The sequence below is a fragment of the Shewanella marisflavi genome, from assembly GCF_002215585.1.
Classification (GTDB): Bacteria; Pseudomonadota; Gammaproteobacteria; order Enterobacterales; family Shewanellaceae; genus Shewanella; species Shewanella marisflavi.
In genome coordinates this window covers 2,194,681-2,210,066 of the sequence record NZ_CP022272.1, presented here as the reverse complement: position 1 = coordinate 2,210,066, position 15,386 = coordinate 2,194,681, and the positions used below count along the sequence as shown (strand labels likewise).

The window sequence follows — 15,386 nt, the reverse complement described above, 5'->3', positions numbered from 1 at the left end:
CCCTATAGCAATGGGCTGAACAGATAAAACAAGTGCTCGATGAATCGCTGATATAAGGGACGTTGTTGCCAGCGTTTGTAGTTAAGGGTCTCGGCATTCGCCATGTATTCTTGCTGCAGTGAATTGAGTGATTGGGCGAAAGCCTTATCATCGACTGCCAGCGTGAGTTCAAAATTGAGCCATAGGCTGCGCATATCCATATTCACTGTGCCGATGAGGCAGTGTTCCTGATCCACAACCACTGACTTAGTATGTAGCAGCCCACCTCTAAACCTATGGATTTTAACGCCCCCTTTAAGCAACTCGGAAAAGAAGGAGCGGCTGGCCCATTTGACCATGGTTGAGTCATTTTTCTGTGGGATCACTATGTTGACGTCGACACCGCGAGCCGCCGCAGTCACTAATGCATCTAATAGATTCTCGCTCGGGACAAAATAGGGGGTAGTTATCACTATCTTGTGCTGTGCCTGGTAAAGACTTTGCAGCAGTACCTGATGGATCACTTCTTCAGGCATACCCGGTCCAGAGGGGATCACCTGTACTAAAGAATCCGCGCCATTACACTGATGTGCGATTCCAGGAGCTTGTGGCAGTAGGCGCTGGCTAGTCTCTACCTCCCAATCCCAGGCGGCCACAGCGTTAACCACAGGCACTGCGGGCCCGGCCATACGCACCATGACATCTATCCATTGGCCAACGCCTTCGCGTTGCTTAAAGAACCTTGGATCGACCAGGTTCATTGACCCGGTATAGGCAATGATATTATCGATCACCACTATCTTGCGGTGTAGCCTCAGATCGAGCCGACGAAAAAACATCCTTAGTGGACTGACGGTGAGGGCCTGAGATAACTCGACACCTGTACTACGAAGCTGAGAAGGCCAAGAGGATTTAAAAAAGGTACGGCTACCCGCCGCATCTAAGAGGAGTTTGACATGAACCCCTCTTTTGGCTGCAGCCATTACGGCCTTAGCAACATCGTCGGCCATACCACCAGGGTGCCAGATATAGAATTCCATCACGATACTGGTTTGTGCAGCGTTAATATCATTGATGATAGAGTGCAAAATATCGGCTGGTGTGTGTTGTAAGCAGAGTTGATTGCCACTTAGGGAGGGGATCCCCAATTGGGTGTCACATAACTGGCTGATGGCTCTGGCATAATTGCTTTGTCGCTCTGGTGTGTGCAAGGGGTGTTGGTAAAGGGCAGCAAACCATTTGCTATAAGGTTTAAACATTGCTTTAGAACGACTGGCACGGGTTTGTCCAAGATGCAGCTCACCGAAGAGGATATAGGCAATAATACCGACCAAGGGTAAGAAGTAGATCACCAGTAACCAGGAAAAAGAGACACCTATGGTACGGCGCTTGATCACCAATCGCAGTGCTATAGCCGCCAGAAGCAACCAATAGATGAGAACGCCCACGATGGCGAGAAATTGATGTACATTTTCCATATACTTGGTTTGCGCCCAGATTGTCGTTGCCCAGGCCTGTGATAATCGCCTAGGGCTTTAATTTGCCTGTTTGATATCATAATGGCTATCTCGCTGGCACTAAAGCGCTATTTTCATTTCCAACAAGGTGAATATGTGACTCTGAACACAGGTCGGCCCCGAACATTTATCCGGCTAGGGGGAAAAACATTACTATTATTACTCGTAAGTGCAGCAGTTTATGGGTTTGTAGTGCGCTACCTAAATGGCGAACCAGAGGTGATGATGAGTGAGATTGAACCGGTTTTTGTCTCTCAATGTTTAGCTGCGGGTACGGCAAAACCCTTAGATATAGATGGCCGTCTGAGGGTAGGTGTCTGGAACATCTATAAGCAACAAAAGGCGGGTTGGCAGACCGATCTCAGTAAAATGACGCAGCGCAGCGATTTGCTTTTACTCCAAGAGGCTAAGCTTAACGATAAGTTGAGCCAATACCTGACACAAGGAGGCTTACATCTTGTAATGGCCAAAGCCTTTTCATTGCTTAAGTCACCCGTTGGCGTGATGAACCTTTCTACTGAGCAGGCCCATGATGCCTGTGCTTATCATGCAATTGAGCCTTGGATCCGTTTTGCTAAATCCACACTCATGTCACAATATCGTCTTTCTAATGGGCAAACCCTTTTGGTAGTCAATCTACATGGCATCAATTTCGACTGGCAACTGAAGAGCTTCCGGGGTCAATGGCAGCAGATAGTGCGCAAGGTGAGTTCACATCATGGGCCGGTGATCATAGGCGGTGACTTTAATACCTGGCGAGGCCAACGTATGGCATATGTTGATCAATTGGCCCACAGCTTAAAGTTGAAAGAGGCAGTTTACGAAGTCGATCAACGCCATCGCGTGTTTGGCTTGCCCCTTGATCACCTCTATTATCGTGGCTTGAACTTGGTTGCCGCCGAGTCTCTTAATAGCCAGGCTTCCGATCATAATCCAATCTGGGCAGAGTTTAGGCTCAAGCCTTCAGTCCATTAAGGGTAGCTAAAACGACATTCGTTGGTGTAGCGGTTAAATTGACTGAGAAAGTCTGGGTATTTTTTCAGAAAATGTTTACCAAAATAGACCCCTAAATCAAAACGTATATTGCGGCGCATCACAAAGGTGTCCGATGCAATTCCCGATTGGCGCAGATGTTCATCAAACAAGAGGGCGTTTTCCATTACCGCATCAATACGCCTTGCCATCAGGAGTTTAACCAATTCAGTTATGCTCGGGTAAGTTTTAACTCGCTGAAATTTTTGTTTTATTAACCAATGGGCACTGTTTGAGTGGATTCGAGCGCCAAAGATTGTATCGGTTTTCAGGCGTGAGTCAGTTTGGGGGATCTTATAATGCTTATGAAAGTAGAAATTCCATTCCTGCTGGATAAAAGTGTTACTGAGTACGGCAAACTGGTCACGCCATTCGTTTCGAGATGCCGAGAAGAAAGCATCATATTTTTGTTTCTTAACACTATTTTGTGCTCGGCCCCAAGGTAGAAAAATCACTTTATAAGGCTGCTTCATTTTTGCCATTACACAATCCAGTGCTGTGATCCCATAGCCTTGGGTGTGTAACTTGCCAGCATCATCTCTACGCTGGGTGTGATAGGGGGCCCACTCCTGAGTCGTGATAGTGATTAGGCTTGGTTGGCTGGTTTGTGATGAATTATTTTGATTGCCAAAAGCCCTTACCTTAAAAGGTATGGCCGTAGTCGCGCCGAGAGATAACGGCAAGATACAAAAAAATTGCACTACCCAATGGCGCCAATTAAACGATAACCAGCTAGGACCTAAGCTCATAAGTACCTCACTAGATCTATTATTTGAGTGTAGTGGTCAGCTATGGCTTGTCAAAGCGTGTCCTGAGGTTGGCCAAGGGAGTTTCTCAAGGTTTGTAACAAAGCTTGTCTAACTCTGTCACCTTGCTGCATTTTGTTCTGCAACATGATTTACTATGGTTCAGCTTTACCACAAGAAAAACAATTAGGAAAAACGCGTTTAATCAAAGCGTGATAATAAGAATTAAGGGAATCTCATTATGAAAAAAAGCGTCATTGCCGCAGCCATAGTGTTTGGCTTGGGTGGTTTAACCGCATGTCAGACTCAGCAAGCCCAAGAAATTGTTGCGACTGAGGTACAAGCACAAAGCTTCCAGCAGTTTTCTACGCAATTTATCGATGCCTTTTGGCAACAGTCGCCAACTTGGGCGCTTTATAGCGGTTATCACAAGTATGATGGTGTGCTTAAGGTGCCAGATGCGCAAAGCCGTCAGCAATCACTCGAATTTGTTGCAGCTCAGCTAAGCGCTCTGAAGCGTTATGATCTCAATGCCCTAACGGCGAGCGAACTGATTGATTACAAGCTTATCGAAAACCTGTTGCTACAGGAACGATGGGACATAGAGACCTTTAAGTCCTGGCAGTGGAACCCCGCCAATTATAATGTAGCCGGTGGTTTCGCCCAATTGATCAATGAGAATTTTGCACCACTCGACGAGCGTCTGCGGTCTTTCTTAGCGCGTATGGAAAATGTGCCTGCCTATTATGCCGCGGCGCAAGACAATATTGCTCAGCCAACACTTGAGCACACCCAGCTGGCGATCATGCAAAATAAGGGTGCCTTTAGTGTGTTTTCTGATGACTTACTAAAGCAGGTTGCGGCGTCCGGTTTAACGCAGCAAGAGCAGGCACTGTTTAATGAACGTTTTAAGCTCGCTGTTGCCGCCATTGAGCAACATATTCAGTGGTTAACGGCCTTAGAGGCGAAATTGCAAAAAAAAGGCGCCCGTAGTTTCAGGATTGGCGAGGAACTCTATGAGCAAAAGTTCGCTTTCGATATTCAATCTGGCATGTCAGCCAAGGAACTGTATGAGAAGGCGCTAGCCGACAAGGCGAGAGTTCAGGGGGAGATGGCAAAGATCACTCAGCAGTTGTGGTCAAAATATTTTGACTCACAGATGCCAAGTGACAGCAAGGTGGCCACACGTCAGTTGATCGATAAGCTGTCATCTCGCCATGTGAAGCGTGAGGACTTTGTCGCTGAGGTGAGGGCGCAGATCCCAGAGCTGGTGAAATTCGTTAATGAAAATCAGCTTATTACTCTAGACCCTAACAAGCCCCTAGTGGTGAGAGAAACTCCTGAATATATGCGTGGTTTTGCTGGGGCCTCCATTAGCGCACCTGGACCCTATGAAAAATCGGGTAACACCTATTATAACGTGACACCACTCGATGCTATGAGCGATGCTTCAGCTGAAAGTTACTTAAGAGAGTACAACCATTGGATCTTGCAGGTGCTCAATATTCATGAGGCGATCCCAGGGCATTACACTCAATTAGTCTACTCCAACGAATCTCCAAGTCTTATTAAGAGCCTATTTGGCAATGGTGCCATGGTAGAAGGTTGGGCGGTTTATGCTGAGCGTATGATGCTGGAAGAGGGGTATGGTAATTTCGAGCCAGAGATGTGGCTTATGTATTACAAATGGAACCTCAGAGTGATTGCCAACACCCTCTTGGATTACAGCATTCAAGTGAAGGGGATGACAGAAGAGCAAGCCATAAAGCTGATGACTGAAGAAGCGTTTCAACAGACGGCTGAGGCTGAAGGAAAATGGCGTCGAGCGACTTTGAGTCAGGTGCAGTTAACCAGTTACTATACCGGTTATCGTGAGATCTATGACTTCCGAGAAGAGCTTAAAGCAAAGCAAGGAGAGTCCTTTGACTTAAAAGCATTCCATGAGCAGTTCTTAAGTTACGGTAGTGCGCCGGTGAAATACATTCGCCAGTTAATGCTCAAAGAGTAACTTGGATTAAAGGGCCGCTTATGCGGCCCTTTTTCTTGTAAGACTCTATTCCCCTCAATAAACGCTTAAAAGGCCCCTATTTATTTGCTGTTGCACTCACCGCGAACAGTGATATTCGTTTAGTCTGATCTTTTATGAGTCACGCTGTATCTTTCAAGAGGGTTAAGGTTTACGGCAGCTAAGGGGAGACAATTGCGATCATCGCGATCTAGTTCAAGATTTTATTCTTTAACGTCGAAAAGGCTGGATTGTGACAAAGGTTTAATATAACCTTAATGATAATCGTTATCATTAAGGTTTGTAAATGGAAAGAGTGTTACTGGTTGATGATGATCCTATGGCCCGGGAGATCATATATCAAGGGTTAGTCGCCCATGGCTATCAAGTCAGTTGTGCCAGCAATGGACAAGAGGCGCTTTTACTCCTTGGGGAGAAGGCCATTGATCTCATCATTTTAGATATTGAGATGCCCCACTTCGATGGCTTTGCCTTTCTGCAAGCCCGCCGCGACAAGTTGCCTGTTATTCTCATCTCTGCCACAGATGATGAAGATCGACGCGTAACGGGTTTTCAACTTGGCGCAGATGACTTTTTACCTAAGCCTGTGAGCATTAGAGAGTTAGTGACAAGAATGGAGGCACTCAAGCGCAGGGTAGCTATCGCTAAGGCCGAAGTTGCTGAGCAAGAGTCCTTGCCCATCAAGGAGGTCACCTTTAATCATAATGATTTTAGCGTAGAGATCGCCGAGCGGCGTGTCGCCTTGACCCAAACCGAATTCAAGCTGTTTAAGTATTTGGTAGACCGTAAGGGCAAGGTGATCACTAAGCAGGAGCTCCAGCGCAGTGTACTGAAAAAAGATCTTGGTCAGTATGATCGCAATCTGGATATGCATATCAGTAACACACGGCGCAAATTGGCCAATTTTAGTCTACCCAAATCTCTCATCAATACCGTTAGGGGACAGGGTTACAGCTTTATCTGCTAGTCAAAAAGACAGTCGCAAATAAACTGAGTTTTATTTAGCTCTGGCGGTGCGAAAAAGGGGCAATTTAGTTTATCCTTAGGGGATCAGCAGACCCAAGACGTCTGCATTAACTCAATGAAGGAATGGATATGCTAATCAGTGCCAATTTTGACGGCGGTAATATTGAAGTTATCAATCAAGATGATATCAATGATGTTCAACTGGCCATTAGACCCGATGAAGGTGGTGAATTTTTTCAGTGGTTTAATTTTCGTTTACAAGGTGAAGTCGGCCAGCGCTATACCCTAAACATAGTTAATGCTGGTAGCGCCTCTTACACCAAAGGCTGGGAAGACTATCAAGCGGCCGCCACCTACGACAGACAGCAATGGTTTCGCCTGCCGACCCAATATCAAGATGGCAAGCTAACCATAGAAGTTGAGCTGGATTGCGAGATGATCCAGATTGCCTATTTTGCACCCTACAGCTACGAGCGCCATCAAGATTTGATCAGCGCTGTGCAGGTGCATCCTCTGGTCTCTATCGAACATCTGGGCCGTACCTTAGACGATCGCGACATGACTCTGGTCAAGGTTGGCGATGACGATGAAGAGAAGGCTAAAATCTGGATCACCGCTCGTCAACATCCGGGTGAAACCATGGCAGAATGGTTGGTTGAAGGTCTGCTGAACAATCTGCTCGATGGTGATTGTCCTACCGCGAAGGCGCTGCTCGATAAAGCCAATTTCTATATAGTACCTAATATGAATCCAGATGGCGGCGTGCGCGGCCACCTAAGAACCAATGCCAAGGGCGTAAACCTTAACCGCGAGTGGCAGAGTCCATCGCTGGAGAAGAGCCCTGAGGTGTACCATGTGGTTAATAAGATGAAACAGACGGGCGTCGACCTCTATTATGATGTACATGGTGATGAAGGCTTGCCTTATGTGTTTCTTGCCGGTTGTGAAGGCGTACCGGGTTACACTCAGGCGATGGCTAATTTACAAGATGATTTTGTCAAAGCCCTGCTGATGGCGAGCGCCGATTTTCAAGATGAGTTTGGTTACGATAAGGATGAGCCAGGGCAAGCTAACCTAACCGTGGCATCAAACTGGGTCGCACAGACATTCGGTTGTCTCTCTAATACTCTGGAGATGCCTTTTAAAGATAACGCTAACATGCCTGACCCTATGTCGGGTTGGTCGCCAGAGCGTTGTATCTATCTAGGTGAAGCGTCACTACTGGCGATGCTCGCCGTGGTTGACAAGTTACGATAGGAGACGCCAATGGCCTTAGTAGAGTGTCCTAGTTGTCAAAAGCGCATATCGAGTGTGGCGAAATCTTGCCCCCATTGTGCGTCAGGGCTGACGGGTAATACAGAATCATTGAATCGAATCAGCCATATTAAGCGAAGTAATCAGTTAATGAATCAGAGTTTCCTGGCCATGACACTGTTTATTGCCGGCGTTGTCATCTGGTTTTGGGGCGGCGAGCCAGCGCAGGGGCTAAGAGCAACTGTCGCCGGCGGCTGTTTCGTCTTTGGCTTCGTGGGTTATCTGATTGCCAGGATACGAATCGTATTACATAAACGGAAAAGCATATGAGTGATATCAATAAAGTGATCGATGATATGCCTCAAGAGGTATATGAGAGATTGCTCAGCGCTGCTGAGCTAGGTAAGTGGGAAGATGGCAGTGTGTTGTCTGAAGAGCAAAAGGCATCGACGCTACAGCTTGTTATGCTTTACCAAGCAAGGCGACTGGATCAAAGAGATCATTTCACCATTAATAATCAAGGTGAAGTGAACGAGCTCTCCAAGGCCGAACTTAAACGGCAATTTAAAGGCGAGAGCATCGCCGCTTTTAAAGAGCAAGATCTGTAAAATGAAAGCCCCTGCATGCAGGGGCTTTTTTTAATCTTCGGTCAGTTCACCGCACAAATCCTGTTGCATTCTAATCCTGATGTCAGTTGCACTGAGATCGGTAGAGAGTAGATAGTGCAACTTGGTTAATGCCGCTTCGGTGGTCATATCGAAACCGCTGATCACCCCAGCCTTGGCGAGGGCATTCCCTGTCGCATAACCCCCCATATTGACCTTGCCTTGTAGACACTGAGTTAAGTTTACCAAGATGATACCGCGCTCATTGGCGCGGCGCAGGCAATCAAGTAGCTCAGGATTTTGCGGCGCATTACCTACACCATAGGTCAGTAAGATGAGGGCTTTGACCGGTTGCTGCAAAATATTGTCGATGATCTCAGTGGTGATCCCTGGATAAAGGGTCACAACCCCAATTGGCTGAGGACTGATCTTATTCACCGTCAGGGTGTTGGCTTTACTCTCGCTGATGCGACCGGCTTTTAGGCGAATTTTGATCCCCGCTTCTAAAAGCATGGGAAAGTTAGGTGAGGCGAAGGCATCAAAACCATCGGCATGGGCCTTAGTGGTACGATTGCCCCGAAATAACTTGTTATTAAAGAAGAGACAGACTTCAGCCACCGGATAGTTAGCGGCGATATAAAGGGCGTTAAGCAGGTTCGTCTGGCCATCAGAGCGAAGCTGCGCAAGTGGGATCTGCGATCCTGTGACGATAACCGGCTTTGTGAGTCCTTGTAACATGAAGGAGAGCGCTGAAGCTGTATAAGCCATGGTGTCTGTGCCATGGAGGATCACAAAGCCATCGTAATTGTCGTAGTTGGCTTTAATATCGTTGGCGATCATCTGCCAATCTGTCGGTGCCATGTTTGAGGAGTCGATCAATGGGTGATACTCATGGATCACAAAATCAGGCATCTCCTGGTGAAAAAACTCCGGCATTGCCTTAACACAGTCGGTGAGAAATCCTGGCACTGGTGCAAAACCATTATTGGTTTTTTGCATACCTATGGTGCCGCCAGTATAGGCGACATAGATTGAGGGTTTTTTCATTATTCTAATAGCTTTGTTGCTGCAGGTGTGGCGCGATTATACTGGGGATAGGCACAATAAAAAAGCCCGCTTATGCGGGCTTTATCGACGATCAGTAGTTGCAGTTATCACAGTAGAGATAGACACCGTTAGGATCGTCAAATGCATTGAGTTCATCAACGACCTTAGTGACTTGTCCAAGTAACTGCTCGAGCACGCTGTTTTGAAAGCTGCTCTGCGGCAGGTAGCTGGCTGCCTGAGCAAACATCTGCTGAATAAATTGCTCTTGCGGTGATAGTTCCTGTTCGATCACCTTAGTATCGAATTTCTCTAACTTGGCCAGCTCAGCCGCCTTCGTGACAGCTTGTTGTAGATCCCCAAGTTCATCAACCAGCCCAATTTCCAAGGCGCGCTTACCTGACCAAACACGCCCTTGGGCTATTTTATCAACCTCTTTCAACTCAAGGCCGCGCTCTGTCGACACCAGAGTAATGAAGTCTTTATAACCACGTTCGATATGACGTTGAATGATGGCTTTAAGCTCTTCGCTGATCCCTTGTGTACTGGAGAAGTTAGTCCAGCCAGAGGTCGATACACCGTCTGTATGTATTCCAAGAGAGGCGAGTGAGTCTTCAAAAGTCGCCACCATGCCAAAGATGCCAATTGAGCCTGTCAGCGTGGTTGGGGTAGCAAAGATGTAATCGGCGCTGGCTGAGATCCAGTAACCACCCGACGCAGCGTAGGTACCCATACTAACAACAACCGGTTTATTGGCGGCTTTGAGGGCAAGCACTTCTTGACGGATCTGTTCTGAGGCAAACGCGCTGCCGCCTGGGCTATCGACTCGCAGTACGACCGCTTTTACTTTGTCATCGAATCTGGCCTTGCGTAACAGGGCTGAGGTACTCTCACCGCCAATCTGACCCGCAGGCTGATGACCGTTAAGAATATTCCCTTTGGCCACTATGATACCGACGGCATCATGCATCAGCATGGGCGGGAAGGTTTGGATCAAGTGGTTATAATCATAAAAGCTTATCTGCTTGAAGCTGTTGCCTTCACTGGCTTGACCTAATTGCTCCACCATATCCAGACGGAACTGTTCGGCTGAGGCCAGCTTATCGACCCAACCTAGATTGATGGCCATCTCAGCAGAGCGCCCATTGGCTTTATCTAACTCGGCGATATAACGATCGGCGCTGAGCATAATATCTTGCTGTTTGATGCTGCGGTTATGACTTACCGTATCTTCAAAACTGGTCCAAATGTCATCGAGTAGTTCACTATTGGCGGCTTTTGCTGCGTCAGACATATCATCGCGCATAAAGGGTTCGACCGCAGATTTGAACGTACCGACTCTAAACACATGGGCCTTAATTTTGAGCTTATCCAGCGCCGATTTAAAGTACTGACGGTAGCGATTTAGGCCTTCAATTTCCACTGAGCCTTGAGGATTGAGATAGATGGTATCGGCAAAGCTCGCCAGGAAATATTGATTCTGACCATACCAGTTACCCTTGGCAATCACTGGCTTACCCGAAGTTTTAAAGCGGGAAAGTGCATCACCGATGCTTTGTAACTTGCTGATCCCCGTCATTCTCAGATGGCCAATATCGAGTACGATGGCGGAGATGCGCTGATCGCTGGCCGCATTATCGATTGCGCTTAGTAGGTCTGCGAGTAAGATCTCGCCATCGCTATCTCCTCCATTTCCACTCTTCATTGCCGCTTCGATAGGATCGACCTGACGTTTTTGCTCAACCACACTGCCGGACAGGTTTAACACTAAGGCCGAACCGTTTTCTATCGTTGGCACATCGTCACCTGCCAATATCACCACGAGCAGGGCAATGAACCCGAAGAAGAATAGATTTAAGATCACCTTACGGGTGCCATTGAGCACTTTCCATAAGGTAGAAAAGATCCGTTTAAATATTGAGGGTTTAGCGGACATTATCCACTCCTTTATGACTCTGATCCCTCTATGCTAACTGAAAAGTACCAGAGGGGCGAAACACAATTGTAAATGAATCTTAAAGGCTGAAGTGGTTTGAGTATTGAGCTAAATCGAAACACGGGGTATGCTGATTTAAATCACTTGTTTAAAAAGGATGTTTAAATGTCGTTTCCGCATTTATTAGAACCCTTAGATCTCGGCTTTACGCAGCTTAAGAATCGGGTACTCATGGGCTCGATGCATACCGGGCTTGAAGAAGAAAAGGGCGGGTTTGAGAAACTGGCAGCATTTTACCAAGAGCGCGCCGCAGGGGGCGTTGGTCTGATCGTCACCGGTGGTATTTCACCTAATTTAAGAGGCCGTTTGGCGCCAAATGCTTGTCAGCTGAGTTTTCCCTGGCAGGTGGCTAAACATAAGGTTGTGACGCAGGCGGTCCATCAGGCTGGCGGTAAGATCTGCATGCAGATCCTCCATGCGGGCCGCTACGGTTATCATCCATTTTCGCTGGCGCCCAGTAAGATTAAGTCACCTATCACGCCGTTTACGCCTTCGGCGATGTCGGCGCGTCAGGTAAAAGGAACCATTAAAGACTATGCCACTTCGGCCTCGCTGGCCAAGAAGGCGGGTTATGATGGTGTCGAGGTGATGGGCTCTGAAGGCTATCTTATCAACCAGTTTATCTGCAGTAGAACCAACAAGCGTAGCGATGAGTGGGGTGGTGACTTCAGCCAAAGAGCTAGGTTCCCCGTCGAGATAGTTAAAGCGATTCGCAGCAAGGTGGGCGATGATTTTATTATCATTTTCAGACTCTCTATGTTGGATCTGGTGGACAATGGTTCTTCATGGGAAGAGGTTGTGCAGCTGGCTAAATGGCTAGAAGCGGCTGGTGTAACCATTATCAACACCGGCATTGGTTGGCATGAGGCCAGAGTACCGACTATCGCCACCAGTGTTCCTCGCGGTGCCTTTGCCTGGGTGACGGAAAAGCTTAAAAAAGAGGTGACAGTGCCTCTTATTGCGACCAATCGTATCAACACACCAGAGATAGGTGAGCAGATCATCGCATCCGGTCAGGCCGACATGGTTTCTATGGCGCGCCCCTTCTTGGCCGATGCCGAGTTTGTCAATAAAGCCGCGGCGGACCAAAGCCAGCTTATTAATACCTGTATTGGTTGCAATCAGGCCTGCTTAGATCACACCTTTGCCCTTAAGCGTGCCACCTGCCTGGTGAACCCCAGAGCATGTTATGAGACAGAATTAAACTTCACGCCGGCCCTTAATAAGAAACGCATTGCCGTGATGGGCGCAGGCCCTGCGGGTATGGCGTTTTCTATATATGCCGCCAGTCGCGGGCATAAGGTTGTACTGTTTGAAGCTAAGTCCGAGGTAGGTGGTCAGTTTAATCTTGCCCGCAAGATCCCGGGAAAAGAGGAATTTGATGAGACCATTCGCTATTTTACCGAGCAGATGAAACAGCATCAGGTTGAACTGAGACTGAATACCCGCTTAGATGCTTCTGTGGTAAGAGATGAGCCTTTCGATGAAGTAGTGATTGCTTCTGGTGTTGTCCCTCGCACATTGACGCTGCCAGGTTTCGACGATCCTAAAGTTGTTAACTATCAGCAGGTGCTCAGTGGAGAGGTTGAAGTAGGTGAGCGCGTCGTCTTGATTGGCGCAGGTGGCATAGGATTCGATATGGCGCATTTCCTTGGTGAGCAGGAGTCAACCACACTTAAGCCGGAGAAATGGCTCAAGCAGTGGGGGATTGATAAAACCTATGGCGAGCGCGGCGGATTGACAGATCCTGAACTTGAGCATACGAGTCGTAAGATCTATCTGTTACAGCGTAAAACCAGCAAGATGGGTAAGGGCCTAGGCAAGACCACTGGCTGGATCCACCGCGCCGTTGCGAAACACCATCAGGTTGAGATGCTCAGCGGTGTGAGCTATGAGAAGTTTGATGAGCAGGGGCTTCACATCAAGCTAGGTGACCAGGCGCAGATCCTTGAGGTCGATAATGTGGTGCTGTGCGCCGGTCAAGAGTCGAATCGGACTTTAGTTGATGAGATGGAAAGTACAGGCCTGCCGGTTCACCTCATCGGTGGGGTCGATGTGGCCGCAGAACTTGATGCGAAACGGGCGATTCGCCAAGGCGCCGAGCTTGCTGCCAAGATATAACATCATCAGGTTTAGGATAAAAAGCTAACTCAAGTGAGTTAGCTTTTTTTTCGCCCTTGACCTACCTTAGCCTTAATCTTTAAAGAACAAGGAAAAAGAACATGACAAAATTAATGGGTCTGGCACTTGGGATAGTGCTGAGTCTTGCTACGGCGTCCTCCCTGTATGCTGAGGATTACGATGCCGCTTTGGCCGAACGTGTAGGCGCCGATGAATATGGCATGAAGCTGTATGTGATGGCCTTTTTAAAGCGTGGCCCTAATCGCGGTCAATCAGAAGAGGAGGCCAAACGGTTACAGCGGGCACATCTAGATAACATTAAACACTTAGCCGACGAAGGTAAATTGGTGCTTGCTGGACCCTTTATCGAAGAGGGCGAGCTTCGAGGGATCTATCTTTTTAATGTTACCAATATCGAAGAGGCAAGAGCGCTGACTGCAACAGATCCGGCCATAAAAGCAGGTAGGTTGGTGATGGAGTTACATCCTTGGTATGGCAGTGCTGCCTTGATGGAAGTGAATAAACTGCATCACAAACTGGCCAAGAAAGCCATTTGATCAATCGGCAGAGCAATCAGCTAAAGCGTGTGGCGTCGATTTTACCACAACGTCAACCCCTTGGGGCGAGAGTGCGAGATCCAGATCGCCTTCTGGATGGCAACAGCAGGGCAGACACTCATCTGCCTCGAGCTCGACTAAAGGCTCAGTGTGATATACAACTGACCCTTTGTTGATCTTGGTTTTACAGGCACCACAAAAGCCGTTACGGCACTCGGAAAAGATACGTACGCTCTTTTGCTCCAATGCCTGTAACAGACTCTGATGTTCTTGGGTGTATAAGAGCACGGGTTGTCCTTGAAGGCTCACAATAGGAGCCTTCTTAAATACCGCGTCTTTATAAACCAGGTTTTTATAGATCAAAGTCGGCGAACTCACTTTCATCTACCGATGCGTCAATCTGTCCCACCAGGTAAGATGACACTTCCACTTCTTGTGGCGCGACTTGCACCGAATCACTCTCTAACCAGTTTTTCATCCAAGGCAGCGGGTTGCTCTGATCTGCGTATGGACTCGTCAGGTTGACCGACTTCATACGCTCATTGGTGATGTACTCAACGTACTGACATAAGATCTGTTCGTTCAGGCCAATCATAGAGCCATCTTTAAACAGGTACTTAGCCCATTCTTTTTCTTGCTCGGCCGCCTTTACGAAGATATCGATTGCTGTTTGTTCGCACTCTTTGGCGATCTCTGCCATTTCAGGATCGTCTTTGCCACCTTGCATTATCTTGAGGATATGCTGGGTGCTGTTTAGGTGCAGGGCTTCATCTCGTGCGATGAGACGGATGATCTTGGCGTTACCTTCCATCACCTTGCGCTCGGCAAAGGCAAAAGAACAGGCAAAACTGACGTAGAAGCGGATCGCTTCTAACACGTTAACTGACATCATGCAGAGGTAAAGGGCTTTCTTTATCTCGCGCTTGCTGACGATAATGGTTTTACCATTGATCTCGTGGGTGCCTTCGCCCATCAGGTGATAGGCTTGGCTCAATTCAATCAGCTTGTCGTAATAATCGGCGATATCACTGGCGCGCTTAAGGATCTCTTCATTCTGCACTATGTCATCAAATACAACAGAAGGATCGTTGACGATATTACGAATGATATGAGTGTAAGAGCGTGAGTGAATGGTTTCAGAGAAAGACCAGGTCTCGATCCACGTCTCTAACTCAGGCAGTGACACAAGCGGCAGGAAAGCCACGTTTGGCGAGCGTCCCTGAATAGAATCCAGCAGCGTCTGATATTTAAGGTTCGAGATAAAGATATGCTTCTCATGATCTGGCAGCGCCGCATAGTCAATCTTATCTTTACTAACGTCTACCTCTTCGGGGCGCCAGAAGAAAGAAAGTTGCTTCTCGATAAGCTTTTCGAATACTTCATACTTTTGTAGGTCATAGCGAGCCACGTTAACTGGCTGACCGAGAAACATAGGTTCTAGCAGGGCATTATTAGGTGTTTGACAAAATGTAGAATAGGCCATTTTTCTATCTTCCGATAAAGGGGGCGCTTGCCCCCTGTTAAAAGGTTAAAACACTAAGAG

At 47.6% G+C, this 15,386-nt stretch carries 14 protein-coding genes; 8 read left to right on the top strand and 6 right to left on the bottom strand.

Annotation, left to right across the window (positions count from 1 at the left end):
* Nucleotides 1-2: 2 nt before the first annotated feature.
* Nucleotides 3-1,457, bottom strand: coding sequence for a cardiolipin synthase (gene cls, locus CFF01_RS09675; protein WP_088904657.1), 1,455 nt, complete (start codon nt 1,455-1,457; stop codon nt 3-5).
* A 231-nt stretch (nt 1,458-1,688) separates the two neighbouring features.
* Here cls and CFF01_RS09670 point away from each other — a divergent pair, with 231 nt between their 5' ends.
* Nucleotides 1,689-2,471 (top strand): endonuclease/exonuclease/phosphatase family protein, encoded by a 783-nt coding sequence (locus CFF01_RS09670; RefSeq protein ID WP_232479417.1) that lies wholly within the window; start codon nt 1,689-1,691, stop codon nt 2,469-2,471.
* Here the strand turns inward: CFF01_RS09670 and CFF01_RS09665 are convergent.
* The gene (locus CFF01_RS09665) at nt 2,468-3,277 is read right to left on the bottom strand and encodes a substrate-binding periplasmic protein (RefSeq protein ID WP_088904655.1); all 810 of its coding nucleotides are present in this window, start codon (nt 3,275-3,277) and stop codon (nt 2,468-2,470) included. The two genes, CFF01_RS09670 and CFF01_RS09665, sit on opposite strands and share 4 nt — an antisense overlap.
* Before the next feature lie 238 nt (nt 3,278-3,515).
* Between CFF01_RS09665 and CFF01_RS09660 the strand changes: the two genes are divergently transcribed.
* The 5 genes from CFF01_RS09660 to CFF01_RS09640 all read left to right on the top strand — a co-directional run bounded on the left by CFF01_RS09660 (nt 3,516) and on the right by CFF01_RS09640 (nt 8,128).
* Entirely contained in the window at nt 3,516-5,282 is a 1,767-nt protein-coding gene (locus CFF01_RS09660; protein ID WP_088904654.1) for a DUF885 domain-containing protein, read from the top strand.
* 304 nt (nt 5,283-5,586) lie between these two features.
* The gene (locus CFF01_RS09655) at nt 5,587-6,267 is read left to right on the top strand and encodes a response regulator transcription factor (RefSeq protein ID WP_088904653.1); all 681 of its coding nucleotides are present in this window, start codon (nt 5,587-5,589) and stop codon (nt 6,265-6,267) included.
* Nucleotides 6,268-6,395: 128 nt separating this feature from the next.
* Nucleotides 6,396-7,523, top strand: a complete 1,128-nt coding sequence (locus CFF01_RS09650) for a M14 family metallopeptidase (protein ID WP_088904652.1) — start codon at nt 6,396-6,398, stop codon at nt 7,521-7,523.
* Nucleotides 7,524-7,532: 9 nt separating this feature from the next.
* Entirely contained in the window at nt 7,533-7,850 is a 318-nt protein-coding gene (locus CFF01_RS09645; RefSeq protein WP_033540532.1) for a hypothetical protein, read from the top strand.
* Nucleotides 7,847-8,128, top strand: a complete 282-nt coding sequence (locus CFF01_RS09640; protein ID WP_033540531.1) for a YeaC family protein — start codon at nt 7,847-7,849, stop codon at nt 8,126-8,128. Before CFF01_RS09645 ends, CFF01_RS09640 begins: the two co-directional genes overlap by 4 nt.
* 30 nt (nt 8,129-8,158) lie before the next feature.
* On the opposite strand, the gene ansA is transcribed toward CFF01_RS09640, so the two are convergent.
* Both ansA and sppA read right to left on the bottom strand, forming a co-directional pair.
* The gene (ansA, locus tag CFF01_RS09635) at nt 8,159-9,172 is read right to left on the bottom strand and encodes an asparaginase (RefSeq protein WP_088904651.1); all 1,014 of its coding nucleotides are present in this window, start codon (nt 9,170-9,172) and stop codon (nt 8,159-8,161) included.
* 91 nt (nt 9,173-9,263) lie between these two features.
* Nucleotides 9,264-11,105 (bottom strand): signal peptide peptidase SppA, encoded by a 1,842-nt coding sequence (gene sppA / locus CFF01_RS09630; RefSeq protein WP_088904650.1) that lies wholly within the window; start codon nt 11,103-11,105, stop codon nt 9,264-9,266.
* Nucleotides 11,106-11,270: 165 nt separating this feature from the next.
* Between sppA and CFF01_RS09625 the strand changes: the two genes are divergently transcribed.
* Both CFF01_RS09625 and CFF01_RS09620 read left to right on the top strand, forming a co-directional pair.
* Nucleotides 11,271-13,286, top strand: coding sequence for an oxidoreductase (locus tag CFF01_RS09625; RefSeq protein WP_088904649.1), 2,016 nt, complete (start codon nt 11,271-11,273; stop codon nt 13,284-13,286).
* Between the two features lie 101 nt (nt 13,287-13,387).
* A complete protein-coding gene (locus tag CFF01_RS09620; RefSeq protein ID WP_088904648.1) occupies nt 13,388-13,843 on the top strand; it encodes a YciI family protein in 456 nt (151 codons plus the stop codon).
* Here CFF01_RS09620 and yfaE read toward each other — a convergent pair whose 3' ends face one another.
* Both yfaE and nrdB read right to left on the bottom strand, forming a co-directional pair.
* Entirely contained in the window at nt 13,844-14,227 is a 384-nt protein-coding gene (gene yfaE, locus CFF01_RS09615) for a class I ribonucleotide reductase maintenance protein YfaE (RefSeq protein WP_088904647.1), read from the bottom strand. It lies immediately after the preceding gene.
* On the bottom strand, nt 14,196-15,326 hold the full coding sequence (gene nrdB / locus CFF01_RS09610; RefSeq protein WP_088904646.1) for a class Ia ribonucleoside-diphosphate reductase subunit beta: 1,131 nt from the start codon (nt 15,324-15,326) through the stop codon (nt 14,196-14,198). The genes yfaE and nrdB overlap by 32 nt, the downstream gene beginning before the upstream one ends.
* Between the last annotated feature and the right edge of the window lie 60 nt (nt 15,327-15,386).